Annotated in this window: 14 protein-coding genes; 5 read left to right on the top strand and 9 right to left on the bottom strand. The window is 68.8% G+C overall.

Features of this window, described 5'->3' with window-relative positions; genetic code table 11:
• Positions 1-11 precede the first annotated feature (11 nt).
• The gene (locus QRN40_RS03630) at positions 12-935 is read left to right on the top strand and encodes an aldose 1-epimerase family protein (protein WP_285114116.1); all 924 of its coding nucleotides are present in this window, start codon (positions 12-14) and stop codon (positions 933-935) included.
• Between the two features lie 185 nt (positions 936-1,120).
• Here QRN40_RS03630 and QRN40_RS03635 read toward each other — a convergent pair whose 3' ends face one another.
• The 5 genes from QRN40_RS03635 to QRN40_RS03655 form a co-directional block, all read right to left on the bottom strand.
• Positions 1,121-2,725, bottom strand: coding sequence for an alpha-amylase family glycosyl hydrolase (locus tag QRN40_RS03635; RefSeq protein WP_285114117.1), 1,605 nt, complete (start codon positions 2,723-2,725; stop codon positions 1,121-1,123).
• Between the two features lie 79 nt (positions 2,726-2,804).
• On the bottom strand, positions 2,805-4,733 hold the full coding sequence (locus QRN40_RS03640) for a glycoside hydrolase family 127 protein (protein ID WP_285114118.1): 1,929 nt from the start codon (positions 4,731-4,733) through the stop codon (positions 2,805-2,807).
• Between the two features lie 2 nt (positions 4,734-4,735).
• Positions 4,736-5,635, bottom strand: a complete 900-nt coding sequence (locus tag QRN40_RS03645) for a carbohydrate ABC transporter permease (RefSeq protein WP_285114119.1) — start codon at positions 5,633-5,635, stop codon at positions 4,736-4,738.
• On the bottom strand, positions 5,632-6,555 hold the full coding sequence (locus tag QRN40_RS03650; protein WP_285114120.1) for a carbohydrate ABC transporter permease: 924 nt from the start codon (positions 6,553-6,555) through the stop codon (positions 5,632-5,634). The genes QRN40_RS03645 and QRN40_RS03650 overlap by 4 nt, the downstream gene beginning before the upstream one ends.
• Positions 6,556-6,642: 87 nt before the next feature.
• Entirely contained in the window at positions 6,643-7,932 is a 1,290-nt protein-coding gene (locus QRN40_RS03655; RefSeq protein ID WP_285114121.1) for an ABC transporter substrate-binding protein, read from the bottom strand.
• Positions 7,933-8,152: 220 nt separating this feature from the next.
• Between QRN40_RS03655 and QRN40_RS03660 the strand changes: the two genes are divergently transcribed.
• Entirely contained in the window at positions 8,153-9,178 is a 1,026-nt protein-coding gene (locus tag QRN40_RS03660) for a LacI family DNA-binding transcriptional regulator (protein ID WP_285114122.1), read from the top strand.
• Here QRN40_RS03660 and QRN40_RS03665 read toward each other — a convergent pair.
• Positions 9,147-10,034, bottom strand: coding sequence for a helix-turn-helix transcriptional regulator (locus tag QRN40_RS03665; RefSeq protein WP_285114123.1), 888 nt, complete (start codon positions 10,032-10,034; stop codon positions 9,147-9,149). The genes QRN40_RS03660 and QRN40_RS03665 overlap by 32 nt on opposite strands.
• 125 nt (positions 10,035-10,159) lie before the next feature.
• On the opposite strand from QRN40_RS03665, the gene QRN40_RS03670 reads away from it, so the two are divergent.
• From QRN40_RS03670 to QRN40_RS03680, 3 genes are read left to right on the top strand one after another with little or no spacing between them, the layout of a single operon-like run.
• Positions 10,160-11,182, top strand: a complete 1,023-nt coding sequence (locus QRN40_RS03670) for a zinc-dependent alcohol dehydrogenase family protein (protein WP_285114124.1) — start codon at positions 10,160-10,162, stop codon at positions 11,180-11,182.
• 23 nt (positions 11,183-11,205) lie between these two features.
• On the top strand, positions 11,206-11,613 hold the full coding sequence (locus QRN40_RS03675; RefSeq protein WP_285114125.1) for a (R)-mandelonitrile lyase: 408 nt from the start codon (positions 11,206-11,208) through the stop codon (positions 11,611-11,613).
• Complete coding sequence (locus QRN40_RS03680; RefSeq protein WP_285114126.1) at positions 11,610-11,939, top strand: carboxymuconolactone decarboxylase family protein; 330 nt, start codon at positions 11,610-11,612, stop codon at positions 11,937-11,939. Before QRN40_RS03675 ends, QRN40_RS03680 begins: the two co-directional genes overlap by 4 nt.
• 13 nt (positions 11,940-11,952) lie before the next feature.
• Here QRN40_RS03680 and QRN40_RS03685 read toward each other — a convergent pair whose 3' ends face one another.
• The 3 genes from QRN40_RS03685 to mmsA form a co-directional block, all read right to left on the bottom strand.
• Complete coding sequence (locus tag QRN40_RS03685; RefSeq protein ID WP_285114127.1) at positions 11,953-12,876, bottom strand: NADP-dependent oxidoreductase; 924 nt, start codon at positions 12,874-12,876, stop codon at positions 11,953-11,955.
• Positions 12,877-12,962: 86 nt separating this feature from the next.
• Positions 12,963-14,138 (bottom strand): multiple monosaccharide ABC transporter permease, encoded by a 1,176-nt coding sequence (gene mmsB / locus QRN40_RS03690; RefSeq protein WP_285114128.1) that lies wholly within the window; start codon positions 14,136-14,138, stop codon positions 12,963-12,965.
• Positions 14,135-15,679: a multiple monosaccharide ABC transporter ATP-binding protein gene (mmsA, locus tag QRN40_RS03695; RefSeq protein ID WP_285114129.1), complete on the bottom strand. Its 1,545-nt coding sequence runs from the start codon at positions 15,677-15,679 to the stop codon at positions 14,135-14,137. Before mmsA ends, mmsB begins: the two co-directional genes overlap by 4 nt.
• Between the last annotated feature and the right edge of the window lie 19 nt (positions 15,680-15,698).

Below are 15,698 nucleotides of genomic sequence, written 5' to 3' on the forward strand. Positions count from 1 at the left end.
AGAATGGGCGGATGAACATCCCCATCTCCGGAACCCACTTCGGTCTCAGCGCCGGCGACTACCACGCGACCATCGCGTCCGTGGGCGCGACGCTGCGGACGCTCGAGTTCGACGGGCGCGACCTCGTCGTCCCGTTCGGCGCCGACGAGGTGCGTCCCGCGTTCCGCGGCGCCACGCTCGCGCCGTGGCCGAACCGGGTCGTCGACGGCCGGTACGCGTTTGAGGGCATCGAGCAGCAGCTGGCGCTCACCGAGCCTTCGCGCGGGCACGCCCTGCACGGCCTCGCCGCCTGGCTCGACTTCGCCGCAGTGGACCGCGCCGCGGACAGCGCCACGTTCTCGGCGACGATCGAGGCGCAGCAGGGCTACCCGCACCGGGTGGAGGTCAGCGTCGCGTTCCTGCTCGACGAAGAGGGGCTCCACACGACCGTGACGGGGACGAACACCGGCCCGTCCCGCGCCCCGTGGGGCACCGGGCCGCACCCGTACCTGGTAGCCGGCGACGGCACCGTGGACGACTGGACGCTGACGCTCCCGGCCGATCAGGTGCTGACCGTCACCGAGGACCGCCTCATCCCGATCGCGCTGGCGGATGTGGCCTCCGAGAACGGCGGCAGCTGGGACTTCCGCTCACCGCGCCGCATCGGCGACACGTTCATCGACCACGCCTTCACGGGCCTGGAGCGCACCGCCGACGGCGCGGCGACCGTGCGGCTCACCACCGCAGACGGCACCGGAGTGGCCATGGTCTGGGACGAGAGCTGCCCGTGGGTGCAGCTCCATACGGCAGACCAGCCGATTCCCGAGCTCAACCGGCTCGGGCTCGCGGTCGAGCCGATGACCTGCCCGCCGGACGCGTTCAACTCCGGCAACGACCTCATCGTGCTGGAGCCGGGAGCCTCGTCGACCGCATCCTGGACCATCCGGGCGATCTAGCCCGCGAGGAACCGCCCCGGGAAGAGCCGCCCCGGGAAAAGAGGATGCGCGCGGCCTTCCACGACGGGCCGCGCGCACTGCGATGCTAGGGCCCCGCGGAAGGGCGGCACCGTATACGCCGTGTCGAACACGGCGGGACGGGCTCGACACGGGGTCGGATGACGGCCTCCTGCGGCATCGGTAGGTCAGGCGGACAGCCAGGCGAAGCCGTAGGCGCCGAGCGTCCGGCCGTCCCACTGCTCGGAGAGCGCACTGTCGTAGTCGCCGTCGAGGGTGACGTCGACCGCGTCTCCCGACAGGTTGTGCAGGGTGATCAGGCCGTCGCGCTGCAGGGCGAGCACCTGGGGCTGCCCGACGTCGACAGCCGTCCATCCGCCCGCGTCGGCGTTCTTCTCCCTCCGCACCGCCGAGATGCGCCGGACCAGCGAGAGAAGCGAGCCGGGGTCCGCCTCCTGCGCCCGCACGTTGACCGCGGGCCACCCGAACGGCCCGTCCGCCTGGGCGGGAAGCGTGAGCGGTGACGCGTCGGCCGTCGTGAATCCGCCCCAGCGCGCGTCGTCCCACTGCATGGTCGTCCGCGCCGCGCCGCGCCCCTCCACCCCGAGGTCGTCGCCCACGCCGAGTTCCTGCCCGGCCAGCAGCAACGGAACCCCGGGGAGTGCGTACAGCAGGCTGACCGTCATCCGCACGCGCTGCGCCGGCTGCATCATCGGCGCCCACCCACGCCGGATCCCGCGCCCGTAGATCAGCATGTCGGGCTCGGGGGCGAAATGCTCGAAGGCCTCTTTCCGTTCATCCTCGCTCAACTGCTGGAGGTCGATCTCGTCGGCGTTGTGCAGGAAGTTGAGCCGGGCGACCGGGGGGATGTTGTCGTCCAGGCGGCGCAACGCCTCCCGGATCGGGCGAGCCTCACCCCGCGTGAGCGCGAGGACGACCGAGTTGTTGAGGGTGAAGTCGATGACCGCCTCGAAGCGTCCGCGCTCCACCAGCGACGCCATCAGTTCCGGCGACTCGTCCGCCTCGGCGATCAGCGCGACATCGTGCCGCACCTCACGGAGGCGGGCGCGGAGGCGGTCGAAGAACTCGCCGTCCGCGACGTCCGTGTCCGGGCGGCCTTTACCCTGGACGATCAACAGCGCCGCGTCGATGCGGAAGCCGTCGACGCCGACCTCCAGCCAGAAGCTGAGCACGCGGACGATCTCCTCGAACACGTCCGGGTCGGTGGCGTTGAGGTCCGGCTGGAACTCGTAGAACTGGTGGTGGTAGTACTTGCCGGCCCGCTCCTCGAACTTCCACACGTGGTCGTCCTCGCCCGGGAACATCGGATGGTCGCCCTGCTCGACCGAGTCGTCGTCGCTCCACACGAAGAAGCGGCCGGCCCGGCCGTGCGGGTCCTCGCGCGCGGCGAGGAACCAGGCATGCCGGTCGGAGGTGTGGTGGAGGACGGCGTCGATGAGGACGCGCATCCCCAGCTCGTGGGCTCGGGCCAGGAACGCCCGCAGGGCATCCACGTCGCCGAAGCGCGAGTCGACCGCGACGTGGTCGTCGACATCGTACCCGTTGTCGCGCCGGGCGCTCGGATAGAACGGCAGCAGCCAGATCCAGGTCACGCCGAGCGAAGCGACGTACTCCAAATGCTCGATCGCCCCGGCGAAGTCTCCGAAGCCGTCACCGTCGCCGTCCGCGAACCGCGAGAGGTCGAGTCCGTACACGAGCTCGCCGGGGTCCCCCGCCCAGCCGTTCGACCATCCGTCGGTATCGGTCGCAGCGTTGCTCGCAGTATTCTCCACGGCTCCACTAATACGCCACCCGCGTGGGGAGCGCCGGAGGCGGGAGGGCTTCACGTCTCCCGCCCCCGGACGGATCGGCTCAGCTCGCCGGGATCCAGACCCGCATCGTCGATGGGCCCCGCTCCGCCCAATCGTGGTACGGGACGAGCGGAACCTCGGCCTCCGCCTGCGGGGCCCCAGGCTCTGCCGGGCCGTACGGCCAGGGCAGGTCGCGCTCCGCGCGCCGGGACATCCTCACGGTGACCGATCCATCCGTGTCCGCCGGCGGCCGGCTCACGTCGACCACCGCGTCGGCGACGTCGGCCCAGCCGTCAGGCAGGTCGTTGGACTCGAGGGCGTACACCACCGGCCCGCGCTCGACCGCGACGCTGTCACGCACGGCATCCACCCGCGGGTCCGCGGCCGAGAAGCGCGGCGCGACGGGCAGGTCCAGGACGACGGTGTCGCCGGCCCGGAAAAGCCGCCGCACTGTCGCGGTTCCCGGATCGGCCGTCGCGGCATCCCCGTCGACCGTGACCGTCGCACCCCGCGCCCACGCCGGCACTCGCAGCTGCAGGGACCAGGGCTCGCGCGCGTCCCTCAGGATTCGGACCGTCACGCGACCCTCCACGGGATAACCGGTCTCCACCGCCAGCTCGACCGGCTCGCCGTTGGGCAGGATGGTGCTGATGCGCGACGGCGCGAACTGGTGCAGTTGCAGGGAGTCGCCTCCGGCCGTTGCGATGTAGGAGTCGAGGCTGGCCAGCGTCCGTGCGACGTTCGGCGGGCAGCAGGAGACCTCGAACCATGGCGCGCGCAGCGACGCTTCAGCGCGCGGCGACACGGTGTCCGGGTCGGCCGGCTCGCCGGGCATCCGCCGGTGCAGTGTGTTCGCGTAGTAGAAGGCCCGCCCGTCGGCCGACGGCGAGGTCGCGACGACGTTGTAGAGGGTGCGCTCGATCAGGTCGGCGTACTGCGGGTCGCCCTGGGCGAGCAGCAGCCGCCAGCTGAACTGCACGGACGCGATGGCCGCGCAGGTCTCCGAGTAGGCCCGGTCCGGCGGCAGTTCGAAGTCGTCGCCGAACGCCTCGTCCTGGTGATGGGATCCCTGCCCCCCGGTGATGTACGTCCGCCGGGCCACTGTGTTCGCCCACTGACGACGGAGGGCCGAGAGGAGGCCCTCATCTCGGGTCTCGACCGCGACGTCCGTCGCCCCCGACGCCAGGTAGTTCGCCCGCACGGCGTGGCCGCGCAGCACGTCCGCCTCGCGCACGGGCATATCGTCCTGATAGTAGGAGCGGCCCCACTCGATGTCACGGAGCACGCCCGTCCCCCGGCGTTCGACGAACAGGCGCGCCTGCTCGATGTAACGCCGTTCGCCGGTCGCCCGGCCCAGCTCCACGAGAGCGGTCTCGACCTCGGCGTGGCCGCAGACCGATTCGATCCCGCCCGGACCGAAGACGTCGCAGATCAGGTCCGCGAATCTCGTCGCGACCGCAAGCAGTCCGTCGCCGGCGTCCGGATGCGTCCGGGCCCGCGCCACGGCCGCCTGGAACAGGTGCCCGGCGCAGTAGAGCTCGTGCCCCCACTCGAGATCGGACCAGCGCGCGCCCTGGCCCCGGCGCCCGAAGTTCGTGTTGAGGTAGCCGTCGGGCTCCTGCGCGGCCGCCACCCGGGCGACCACCTTCCGGAAGCGCTCCTCCAGCCCCGCGTCGGGCTCCCGCCCCAGCTGCCAGGCCACGGCTTCCAGGAACTTGTAGACCTCGGAGTCGGCGAACTCGCGACCTCGTCGGTTGTCCGCCGTCAACGTCCCGGCGGCGGCGGCATCGAAATTGCCGAGCCAGCCCTCCCGCTCCAGCCAGTGCTGGATGTGCGGCAGAGTACCGTCCGCGTTCACGCGTTGCCGATCGGCCCAGAACCCGCCGGTTATCCGCACCTCGTCGAGGCCCAGCGGGCGCAGGGCACCCCGGCTGGGCACAGTCGGCCCGACGGGCGAGTGGACGGTTCGATCGGTGTCGGTGAGGGTCATGATCATCCTTTGAAAGCGCCGGACATGAAGCCCCGGACGTAGTGACGTTGGAGGACGAGGAACAGCAGGATGCACGGCACGGCGAGCACCACGACGCCGGCCTCGGTGGCGCCGTAGTCGACGACGCCCTGCACTTGCCCGCGCAGGTTCGAGATCGCCAGCGGGAGGGTCATCCGGTTGCTGTCGTTGATCAGGATCAGCGGAGCGATGAAGTCGTTCCAGGCCGCGAGGAAGGCGAACAGTCCGACCGTGATGAGGCCGGGCTTGACGGCCGGGAGCAGCACCCGCCAGAGCACGCGGAAGCTGGAGCAGCCGTCCACCATCGCCGCTTCGTCGAGCTCGCGCGGCACGGACTCGAACGAGATCCGCATCATGAAGGTTGCGAACGGGAGTTGGAACATCGTGAGCACGAGGGCGACGCCGACCAGCGAGTTCGACAGCCCGACGAGGTTGAGCAGCACGTAGAGCGGGATCAACAGCGTCGCATACGGGACCATGAGGATGGCCAGCGTCGCCATGAAGAGCACGTTGCGGCCCGGGAACCGGAACCGCGCGAACGCGTAGCCGCCGAACAGGGACACGGTGAGCGTCAGCAGCACGGTCAGCAGCGAGACGAACAGCGAATTGCCGATATAGACCCAGATTCCCGCCTGGTAGTTGGCGAGGGAGGCGTAGTTCCCGAGGCCCCATCCCTGCGTCTGGCTGGTCCCCGCGCGCGGCGCGAACGAAGACACGGCCGTCCAGATCAGCGGATACAGGAAGATGAGCGCGAGGCCGCCCGTCAGCACCCAGTACGGCGTGCGGACCGCCACGCCTGCCAGACGGGAGACCGGTCGGCGCCTGCTGCCTCCGCCGGGACGCTCCGCGTCGACCGTGGTGGGGTCCATCAACTGTGCGCTCATGCCGCGCCCTCCTTCTCGCCGAAGGCCCGGATCTGGGCGACGTTCACGACGATGAGCGCGAGGAGCACGATCACCGAGAGCGCTCCGGCGACGCCGAGGTTGTTCGGCCCTTGGAACGCGACGCTGTAGATGAGTTGCACCACCGTGATGGTGCTGTTGTCCGGGCCGCCCTTGGTCAGGATGTAGAACTGCTCGAACGCGAGCAGGGAGCCGGTGACGCACAGCACGGTGGTCAGCGCCAGCGTCGGCCGCAGCAGCGGAAGGGTGACCGACCGGAAGATCTGGAACCGGCTGGCCCCGTCGATCCTGGCCGCCTCGTAGACCTCCTCCGGAATTCCCTGCAGGCCGACCAGCATCAACAGCATGTAGAAGCCGGCGTACCGCCAGACGATGAGGAAGACGGTCGACCACAGAGCGCCGGCCGGGGTGCCGAGGAAGGTGAAGCCCCACGCCTTCATCAGCTCGGCGAAGGGTCCGGCGATGGGCGAATAGAGCACGTAGAACAGCAGCGAGGCCGACGCGAGCCCGAGCGCGCTCGGGACCAGGATCGCAGTCCGGAGGACGCCCTTCCACCGCGTCGACTCCTGGACCAGCAGGGCGAGACCCAGCGCCAGTGCCAGGAGGATGACCGTCGTGATGACCGTATAGGTGACGGTGAAGACGATGGAGTCGGTGAAGAAGCGGTTGTTGACCGCGTCCACGTAGTTCTTGGGGAAGTTGATGCCCTGGTTGCCGCCGAGCAGAGGCCAGTTCGAGGCGGACATCTGCAGGACCAGGAGAAGCGGCAGCAGGAACAGCAGTGCGACGAACAGTGCCGTCGGGGCGGCGTACGCCCAGCCGAGCAGGCGTCCGCGCGGGCGTCTGCTCCTGCGGCGAACGGAGCGGGCGGAGGCAGAGCCCGCCGTCATGCTCGCGGTCATGTGTGAAGCCTTTCGTCGGAGGAGGGCCGCGGGTGGATGCTGTGCGCATCCACCCGCGGATCCGGAAGCGGTCGCGAGCGACCCGTTTTACTGCGAGAGCACCGAGGTGATCTCCTTGTTGTCGGCGTCGACCGACTTGCCGTCGCCCAGCACCGCGTTGCGCACGAGCGTCAGCCAGGGGCTGTTCGGTGCGTTGAACGCCTGCTGGAAGTTGAGCGAGAACGGCGTCTCGCCCTTGCCTGCGACCTCGTTGATGGTGACCAGGCGCGGGTCCTGCGACGAGTACTTGTTGTTGGCCAGATCCGAGCGCGAGACGACGTCCTTGTCCTTGGCCAGCACGCCGACCTGCGCGTCCTCGGACATCATCCAGTTGAGGAAGTTCCACGCCTGTGCGGCCTTCTTGGAGTCCTTCGAGATGCCGATACCGTCACCGCCGACGAACGTCGATCCGCCGCCCTTCGGGCCGGGGATGCCGGCGACGCCCGCGTCGAACGGCGTCGACGAGAGCAGGGTCGCCGGGTAGAACATCAGGCCGACCTTGCCCTCGGTGAAGCCGGCGGTCCAGGTGGGACCGGCCTCGTCCTTGGACGACGGGAGCACGGCGCCCGACTTCCAGAGGTCCTGCCATGTGCTGTAGACGTCCTTGGCGGTGTCGCTCGCGAGGAGCGACTTCGAGCCCTCCTCGTTCATCACCTGCTGGCCGTCCGCCCAGACGCTCGGGAACCAGGTGAACACCAGGCAGCCGCCGCAGTTGAGGCCCGTCGCGGTGCCGTAGGTGTCCGGCTTGTTGAGCGCCTGGATCTTCTTGGCGTCGGCCGCGAACTCCGCGAGGTTCGCCGGGGCCTTATCCGGGTCCAGGCCGGCCTGGGTGAAGAGCTCCTTGTTCCAAAACAGCATGGACAGGTCGAGCACGAACGGGAGCACGTGCTCCTTGCCGTCCATCGTCCCGGCCTTCAGGTGTCCTTTGTTGATCTCATCCTTGTAGGAGAGACCGTCCACCTGCTTGCTGATGTCCTGGAACAGTCCCTGCTTCACCCAGTTCGGCACATACACGATGTCCGCGGCGAAGAGGTCGGGCAGGCCGTTGGATCCGGCGGCTGCGCCGACCTTCGCAACGTAGTCGTCGTTGGGTACGACGGTGAGTTCGACCTGGTTCTTGTGACTCTTGTTGTATGCCTCCACGAGCAGCTTGGCCTGCTTCTCGAGCGGTGCGCGGGTCCAGAGCGTCAACTTGGAACCGTCGTCGGTCCCGTCTTTGCTGATGGTCTGGGTGCCGGTCGAGGCTGTGCCGCCTGAGCAGGCTGCCAGCGTTATCGCCAGCGCGCCTGCTGCCACCGCCGCGACGATACGTCGCGAGCGGGAACGGAATGTGGTCATCGCATCTCCTCTTGCTCTCCATCGAGCAGCAGCTCGCGGGGAGCTGAACTCGTCACTGAGTCGGGCTGTGTATGCCTCTGTGCAGCCGTATTTCGAATATCCCGAAAGGGCTTTCGGTAAGTAAAGCGCGAGTATCCGCAAGCCGTCAAGCGCTAACCGCAGATTGACCCGCCGAAATTTTCCGGCTAATCTTTCGAAACTACTGAAACCCGGAGGGCGAATGGCCAGCGAACCCGTCACACCCAAGGCGCCCACCCTCGGCGACGTGGCAAGACTCGCGGGCGTCTCCCTGGCGACGGCCTCGAAAGCGCTCAACGGCAAGGCCGAGGTTGCGCAGCGGACGCGGGGGCGGGTGTTCGCCGCCGCCGAGAAGGTCGGTTTCACGCCCAACGCCGTCGCCCAGAGCCTCATCGCCGGGCGGACAGGGACGGTCGGGCTGATCACCGGCGACCTCGAGGGCCGGTTCTCGATCCCGATCCTGATGGGGGCCGAGGATGCGTTCGGCGCCGGCAGCGCGTCCATCTTCCTGTGCGACGCCCGGGGCGACGCGATCCGCGAGCAGCACCACATCCGCGCCCTGCTGTCACGCCGCATCGACGGCCTGATCGTCGTCGGCGAGACCACCAACCCGCGGGCTCCCCTGCCGAACGACCTGCCCGTCCCGGTCGTCTACGCCTACGCGCCCTCCTCCGACCCCGCCGACATCTCCGTCGCCAGCGACAACGTCGGCGGAGGACGGCTGGCCGCCGAACACCTCATCGAGTGCGGTCGCCGACGCATCGCCTACATCTCTGGCGAGATCAGCTACAGCGCGGCGCGTGACCGGGTCGCCGGTGCGAGCCAGGCGCTGGCCGACGCGGGCCTCGAGCTCCTGGGCGGTGAGGCGATGTACGGGGCCTGGAGCGAGCACTGGGGCCGGGGAGGAGCGCGCGCCGTCCTGGCCCGCTACCCCGACGTGGACGGGTTCCTCTGCGGATCCGACCAGATCGCGCGCGGCGTCATCGATGCTCTGCGCGAGGAGGGCCGTGACATCCCGGCCGACATCTCGGTCATGGGGCACGACAATTGGGAGCCGCTGGCGACCCAGTCGCGGCCGCCGCTGTCGACCATCGACATGAACCTCAAAGAGCTCGGCCGTGTGGCCGCCCAGCTGCTGTTCCGCGCGATCGACGGAGACGCCGCTCCCGGCGTGCACGAGGTGCCGTGCCGCCTGGTCACGCGCGAGTCGACGGCTCTGACCGAGTGAAGGAGGCGTCTGCCGCCCAGGAGGCGAGCAGGCGCAGCCGCTGAGCCGACTCCGACCCCGGTTCGGCCGTGTACACCAGGACGGCGTGACCCGGGTCAGCGGTGATAGCGAGCTCCTCGAAGGCGAGGGTGAGGTCGCCGACGACGGGATGATGGAAACGCTTGACGCCCGCGCCGTGGGTCCGGACGTTGTGGGCTCCCCACAGCTGACGGAACGTCTCGCTTCGCGTGGAGAGCTCGCCCACGAGCTCCTGCATCGCCGGGTTGTGCGGGTCGCGTCCCGCCTCGGCCCGCAGGTTGGCGACGCACATGTCAGCGAAGAGGTCCCAGTCCGGATAGAAGTCGCGCGACGCCGGGTCGAGGAACTGGAAGCGGGCGAAGTTCGGCGTTCGGCCGCCGTCGCCGATCATCGGGGCGTAGAAGGCGCGGGCCAGCGGGTTGAAGGCGAGGACGTCCGACTGCGCGTTGCGCACGACGGCTATCCCGTCGGTGACCGCGTCCAGCATCCAATGGAGGCTCGGGCGGGCTGCTGGGCTGCGCGTCGGCCGCCGCCGCGCGCGACCGGAGGTCGGGATGCCGTCCGCTGCCCGGGCGAGGTCCAGCAGGTGTGCGCGCTCGGCCTCATCCAGCTGCAGCGCCTGCGAGACGGCGTCGAGGACGGAGGCGGACGCGCCTGCGATCGCGCCGCGCTCCAGCTTCGCGTAGTACTCGACGCTCACCCCCGCCAGTGTGGCGACCTCGGAGCGGCGCAGCCCGCTCACGCGGCGGCCGGAGCCCGCTGCGAGGCCGGCCAGCTCGGGGCTCAGCCGGGCACGGCGGCTCATGAGGAACTCGCGGACCTCTGCTCGGTTGTCCATGCCATCGAGAGTACGTCTCCGGCGCGGGCTCAGGGATGCCCTGCGGGTACACCTCTCCGCAGGGACTCCCTGCCGGTCGCGCGGGGAGGTGTCATGGAGACGTACCCAACGGAAGGATCACTCACATGCGTGGAGTAGTGATGTACGCACCCCGGGACGTGCGCGTCGAGGAACGCGCCGACCCGACCATCCAGGAGCCGACGGACGCCATCATCCGGGTCGAGGCCGCCTGCATCTGCGGCTCGGACCTGTGGCCCTACCGCGGCACGGACCCGGTGGACGGCCCGACCCCCATGGGCCACGAATACGTCGGCGTCGTGGAGCAGGTCGGCGACGCGGTGACGAACGTGGCCGTGGGCGATTTCGTCGTGGGGTCGTTCTTCGCGTCCGACAACACGTGCGAGATCTGCGCGGCCGGCTACCAGTCGCGCTGCATCCACGCGGTGCCGATGGGATCCCTCGGCACGCAGGCCGAGAAGCTGCGGGTGCCGCTGGCCCACGGAACCCTCGTGGCCACCCCGAGCGCGCCCACTCCGGATCAGGTCCGCGGTCTGCTGGCCGCCTCCGACGTGCTCGGCACCGGCTGGTTCGCCGCCGTCGCCGCCGAAGCGGGCCCGGGCAAGACGGTCGCGGTCGTCGGCGACGGGGCGGTCGGACTCCTCGGCGTCCTCGCCGCACACCAGCTCGGCGCTGAACGCATCATCGCCATGAGCCGTCACGCCGACCGGCAGGCGCTCGCCCGTCGCTTCGGCGCCACCGACATCGTCGAGGAGCGCGGCGACGCGGGCGTGGAGAGGATCAAGGAACTCACCGGAGGACTCGGCGCCCACTCCGTCATCGAAGCCGTCGGCACGCAGGAGTCGATGATGCAGGCCATCCGTGCGACCCGGCCGGGCGGACACGTCGGATACGTCGGCGTCTCGCACGACGTCGAGCTGCCCGGACTCGAACTGTTCTTCTCCGGCGTCCACCTGCACGGCGGACCTGCTCCCGTTCGCCGGTTCCTCCCGGAGCTGATCGCGCTCATCATGGACGGCGAGATCGACCCCGGCGCGGTCTTCGACCTGACACTCCCGCTGGAGGATGCGGCCGAAGGCTACAAGGCCATGGACGAGCGCCGAGCCACCAAGGTCCTCCTGACCCTGTGAGCACTATCGAGAAAGGACAGGCGATGAACATCGAGCCCCGCATCCCCACCGTCAAGAACCCGCCGGAGCAGTTCGCCGGCGACGTCTGGGTCGACCCGATCGCCGGGCCGCACGAGGGCGACCAGCGGATGACCGTCGCGCTCGTCCGGTTCGCGCCGGGTGCGCGCACCGCGTGGCACAGCCACGCGCGCGGACAGTACCTCCGCGTGACGGCCGGCGTCGCACGCTTCGGCGACCGCGACGGCAACGTCATCGAGGTCCATCCGGGCGAGACCCTGTACACGCCGCCTGGTCAGGACCACTGGCATGCGGCCGCGCCCGGGTGCTTCATGGAGCACATCGCGATGCTGGAGTCGGCGGACGACGCAGCCGACACGACCGACTGGAAAGAGCACATCACGGACGACGAGTACGAAGGGCGCACGGCATGAGCGACGAGACCACCGGATGGACGGGAGGACAGCGCGCGTTCGGCGACTTCGCGCCGGGACTGGTCCACTACACCGATCGCGTGCTCTTCGACGAGGTGTGGGAGCGCCCCGAACTCTCGAAGCGGGACCGCAGCCTCGTGACCGTCGCCGCGCTGCTGACGGGCGGGAACGTCGAGCAGCTCCGGTTCCACCTCGCGTTCGCCCGGGACAACGGGGCGACGGAAGCGGAACTCATCGAGGCGATCACACACCTCGCGTTCTACGCGGGATGGCCGAAGGCCATGTCGGCGATGGCGGTCGCGAAGGAGGTCTTCGCGACGGACTGAGTCGTACGGCGCGCTAGTCCGCCACAACCCTCACGATGGTCTTGCCGCCGCCCTTCGACGCGCCCGCCCGGAACGCGGTCGCCGCCTCGTCCAGCGTGACGACGTCTCCGACGAATGTGCGGAGCGTGCCGCCCAGGACGCGCGCCGCCAGGTCGACGAGTTCTGTGCGGCTCGGCTCGACCACGAAGAACACCGACCGGATGCCGACGCGCTCGGACTCCGGCGGTGCGGCGATCGAGATGAGAGTCCCACCGGGACGCACGAGGGCAGCGGCTCGCGCGCCGGGTTCCCCGCCGAGCACGTCGAACACGAGGTCGACGTCGCCGACCGCATCCAATTCGCCCCGATCGATGTCGGCGAAGGCGTGCGCGCCGGCCTCCTCGGCCCGCTTCCGGTGACCGGCGCGGCCCGTGCCGATCACCCGAGCGCCCGCAGCCCGCGCCAGCTGCACCACCACGGAACCCACACCGCCGGCCACGCCGGTCACGAGGACGGTCTGCCCGGCCTGCAGGCCGCCGTGCAGGAACAGTCCCTGCCACGCGGTGAGGCCCGAGATCGGGAGGCTCGCGCCGGTCACGAAGTCGACGTCGGCGGGAAGCGGCGCCAGGTTGCGGGCCTCGACCGCGACATACTCGGCGAGCGTGCCGTCGCGCGTCCAGTCGGCCAGACCGAACACGCGCTGGCCGACCGTCAGTCCGGTCGTCCCGTAGCCCAGCTCGGTCACGACTCCGGCGAGTTCATGGCCGGGAACCGTGGGAGTGCGGTCGCGGCCGGCCCTGTCGGTCCAGGTCGCCGGCCACGACAGCTCGCCCGGCGTGAACCCGGCCGCGTGCACCCGCACGATCACATCGTTCTCCGACGCATGCGGAAGCGGGCGCTCGTCGATCGTCATACCGTCCGCTCCGGCCGCGGCATCCCTCACCGTGATCGCTTTCATGAGGCCTCCTCGTTCAGCCCCAGGCATAGCAACAGCGGTGCGGTCGGTACAAGCGGTCGACGCGCGCCCGCATCACGAGCCCCGCCTTACTGGCCCACCGACCGGCGCTTGTTGTACACGTCGAACGCGACCGCTGCGAGCAGCACCAGGCCCTTGATGAGGAGCTGGTAGTCGCTGTCGATGCCGAGGATGGACATGCCGTTGTTGAGCACACCGATGATGAGACCACCGATGATCGCGCCGGTGACCGTGCCGATGCCTCCCGTCACCGCTGCTCCACCGATGAAGACGGCCGAGATCGCGTCCAGTTCGAAGCTCGTCCCGGCGCTCGGACTCGCCAGGTTCAGGCCCGCGGTGAACACCAGACCGGCCACAGCGGACAGCACACCCATGTTCACGAACAGCAGGAACGTGACGCGCTTCGTCTTCACGCCCGACAGCGCCGCGGCAGCCAGGTTGCCGCCGATCGCGTAGATGTGACGGCCGAACACCGAGCGGTTCATGATCGCCGAGTAGCCGACCACCAGCACCGCCAGGATGATCAGGACGATCGGGGTGCCGTTGTAGCTGGCGAGCAGGACGGTCATCACCAGCACCAGCAGGATGAGGAACACCAGCTTGACGATGAACCACCAGAGCGGCTCGTCCTCGAGGTCGTACTTGCGGCGCACCGCACGCTGGCGGAGCGACGACGCCAGGATGGCGATGCTCGCCAGCAGACCCAGGATCATCGTGAGCGGCTCGTAACCGGTCGTCCCGAATGCGGGCAGGAAGCCGGATCCGATGGCGCGGAACTCCTTCGGGAAGAACGAGATCTGCTGGTTGCCCAGTGCGATCTGCGCCGCGCCGCGGAACGCCAGCATGCCCGCCAGCGTGACGATGAACGCCGGGATGCCGAAGTACGCGATCCAGAACCCCTGCCACGCTCCCACCAGGGCGCCGAGCACCAGGCAGAACACGATCGCGAGCGGCCACGGCAGATGCCATTGCGAGATGAACACGCCGGCCATGGCGCCGATGAACGCCACCACACTTCCGACCGACAGGTCGATGTGCCCGGCGATGATCACCATCACCATGCCGATCGCGAGGATCAGGATGTAGCTGTTCTGCACGATCAGGTTCGACACGTTGATCGGCGCCAGGGTGATGCCGCCCGTCGCCACCTGAAAGAAGACGACGATAGCGATCAGGGTGATGAACAGGCCGATCTGACGCAGCTGCCCGGTCAGGTAGTTGAGGGCCTTGGTAAGCGGTTTCATGCGGTGTTCTTCTCGCGTTCCTGGGTCATGAATTGCATGAGGTATTCGGCGGTGGCCTTCTCGCGCGGCACATCGGCGGTGATCCGGCCCTCGCTGAGGGTGTAGATGCGGTCGCAGATCCCGAGCAGCTCGGGCAGCTCGGAAGAGATGACGACGATGCCTTTGCCCTGGTCGGCCAGCCGGTCGATGATCGTGTAGATCTCGTACTTGGCGCCGACGTCGATGCCGCGGGTGGGCTCGTCGAGGATCAGCACCTCCGGGTCGGAGTACATCCACTTCGACAGCACGACCTTCTGCTGGTTGCCGCCGGAGAGCTTGCCGGTGAGCGTCAGGACGTTCGGCGTCTTGATGTTCATGCTCTTGCGGTATTGCTCCGCGACCAGCGACTCCCGCTGCTCGTTGATGAAGCGGAACCAGTTCGCCAGCTTGTCGAGCGCCGCGATGGAGATGTTGCGCTGGATGTTGTCGATCAGGTTGAGGCCGAAGTGCTTGCGGTCCTCCGTCGAGTAGGCGATGCCGTTCGCGATGGCCTTCGACACCGTGTTGACGGAGATCTGCTCGCCGCGCTTGTAGACGCGGCCGCTGATCCCGACGCCGTAGCTCTTGCCGAAGATGCTCATCGCGAGTTCGGTGCGTCCGGCGCCCATGAGGCCCGCGATGCCGACGATCTCGCCGGCGCGGACGTGGAAGCTCACGTTGTCGACGACCGTGCGGGTGCGGTCGAGCGGGTGGTGGACGGTCCAGTCCTCGACCCGGAGCAGCTCCTCGCCGATGTGGGGCACGTGGTCGGGGAAGCGGCTGGCGACATCCCGGCCCACCATCCCCTTGATGATGCGCTCCTCGCTGGTGCCCGCGTTGCCCATCTCCAGCGTCTCGATCGTGCGGCCGTCGCGGATGATGGTCACCCGGTCGGCGATCGCTTTGATCTCGTTCAGCTTGTGGCTGATGATGATCGACGTGATGCCGTGCGACTGCAGCTGGCGGATCAGGTCGAGCAGGTGCGCCGAGTCGTCGTCGTTGAGCGCCGCGGTGGGCTCGTCGAGGATGAGGATCTTGACCTCTTTGGACAATGCCTTGGCGATCTCCACCAGCTGCTGCTTGCCGACGCCGATGTCCTTGATCTTGGTGATCGGATTGTCGTGGAGCCCCACCCGGGCGAGCAGCTTCGCCGCCTCGAGGTTGGTCTCGTTCCAGTCGATGAAGCCGCGCTTCTGGCGCTCGTTGCCGAGGTAGATGTTCTCGGCGATCGACAGGTACGGCGATAGCGCCAGCTCCTGGTGGATGATGACGATGCCCGCCGCCTCCGAGTCGTTGATCGACCGGAACTCGACGGGTTCGCCGTTCATGACGATCTCGCCCTCGAAGGTGCCGTGCGGGTAGACGCCCGACAGCACCTTCATCAGCGTGGATTTGCCCGCGCCGTTCTCGCCGCAGATCGCGTGGACGGATCCTTCCTCGATGCTGATCGAGACGTCCTGCAGCGCCTTCACGCCGGGGAAGGATTTCGAGATGTTCCGCATCTCGAGAATCGTGTTGGCCATGGTCTCCCTTGCTCGCAGT

Origin of the sequence: Leifsonia sp. fls2-241-R2A-40a, assembly GCF_030209575.1 — a bacterium.
GTDB lineage: Bacteria > Actinomycetota > Actinomycetes > Actinomycetales > Microbacteriaceae > Leifsonia.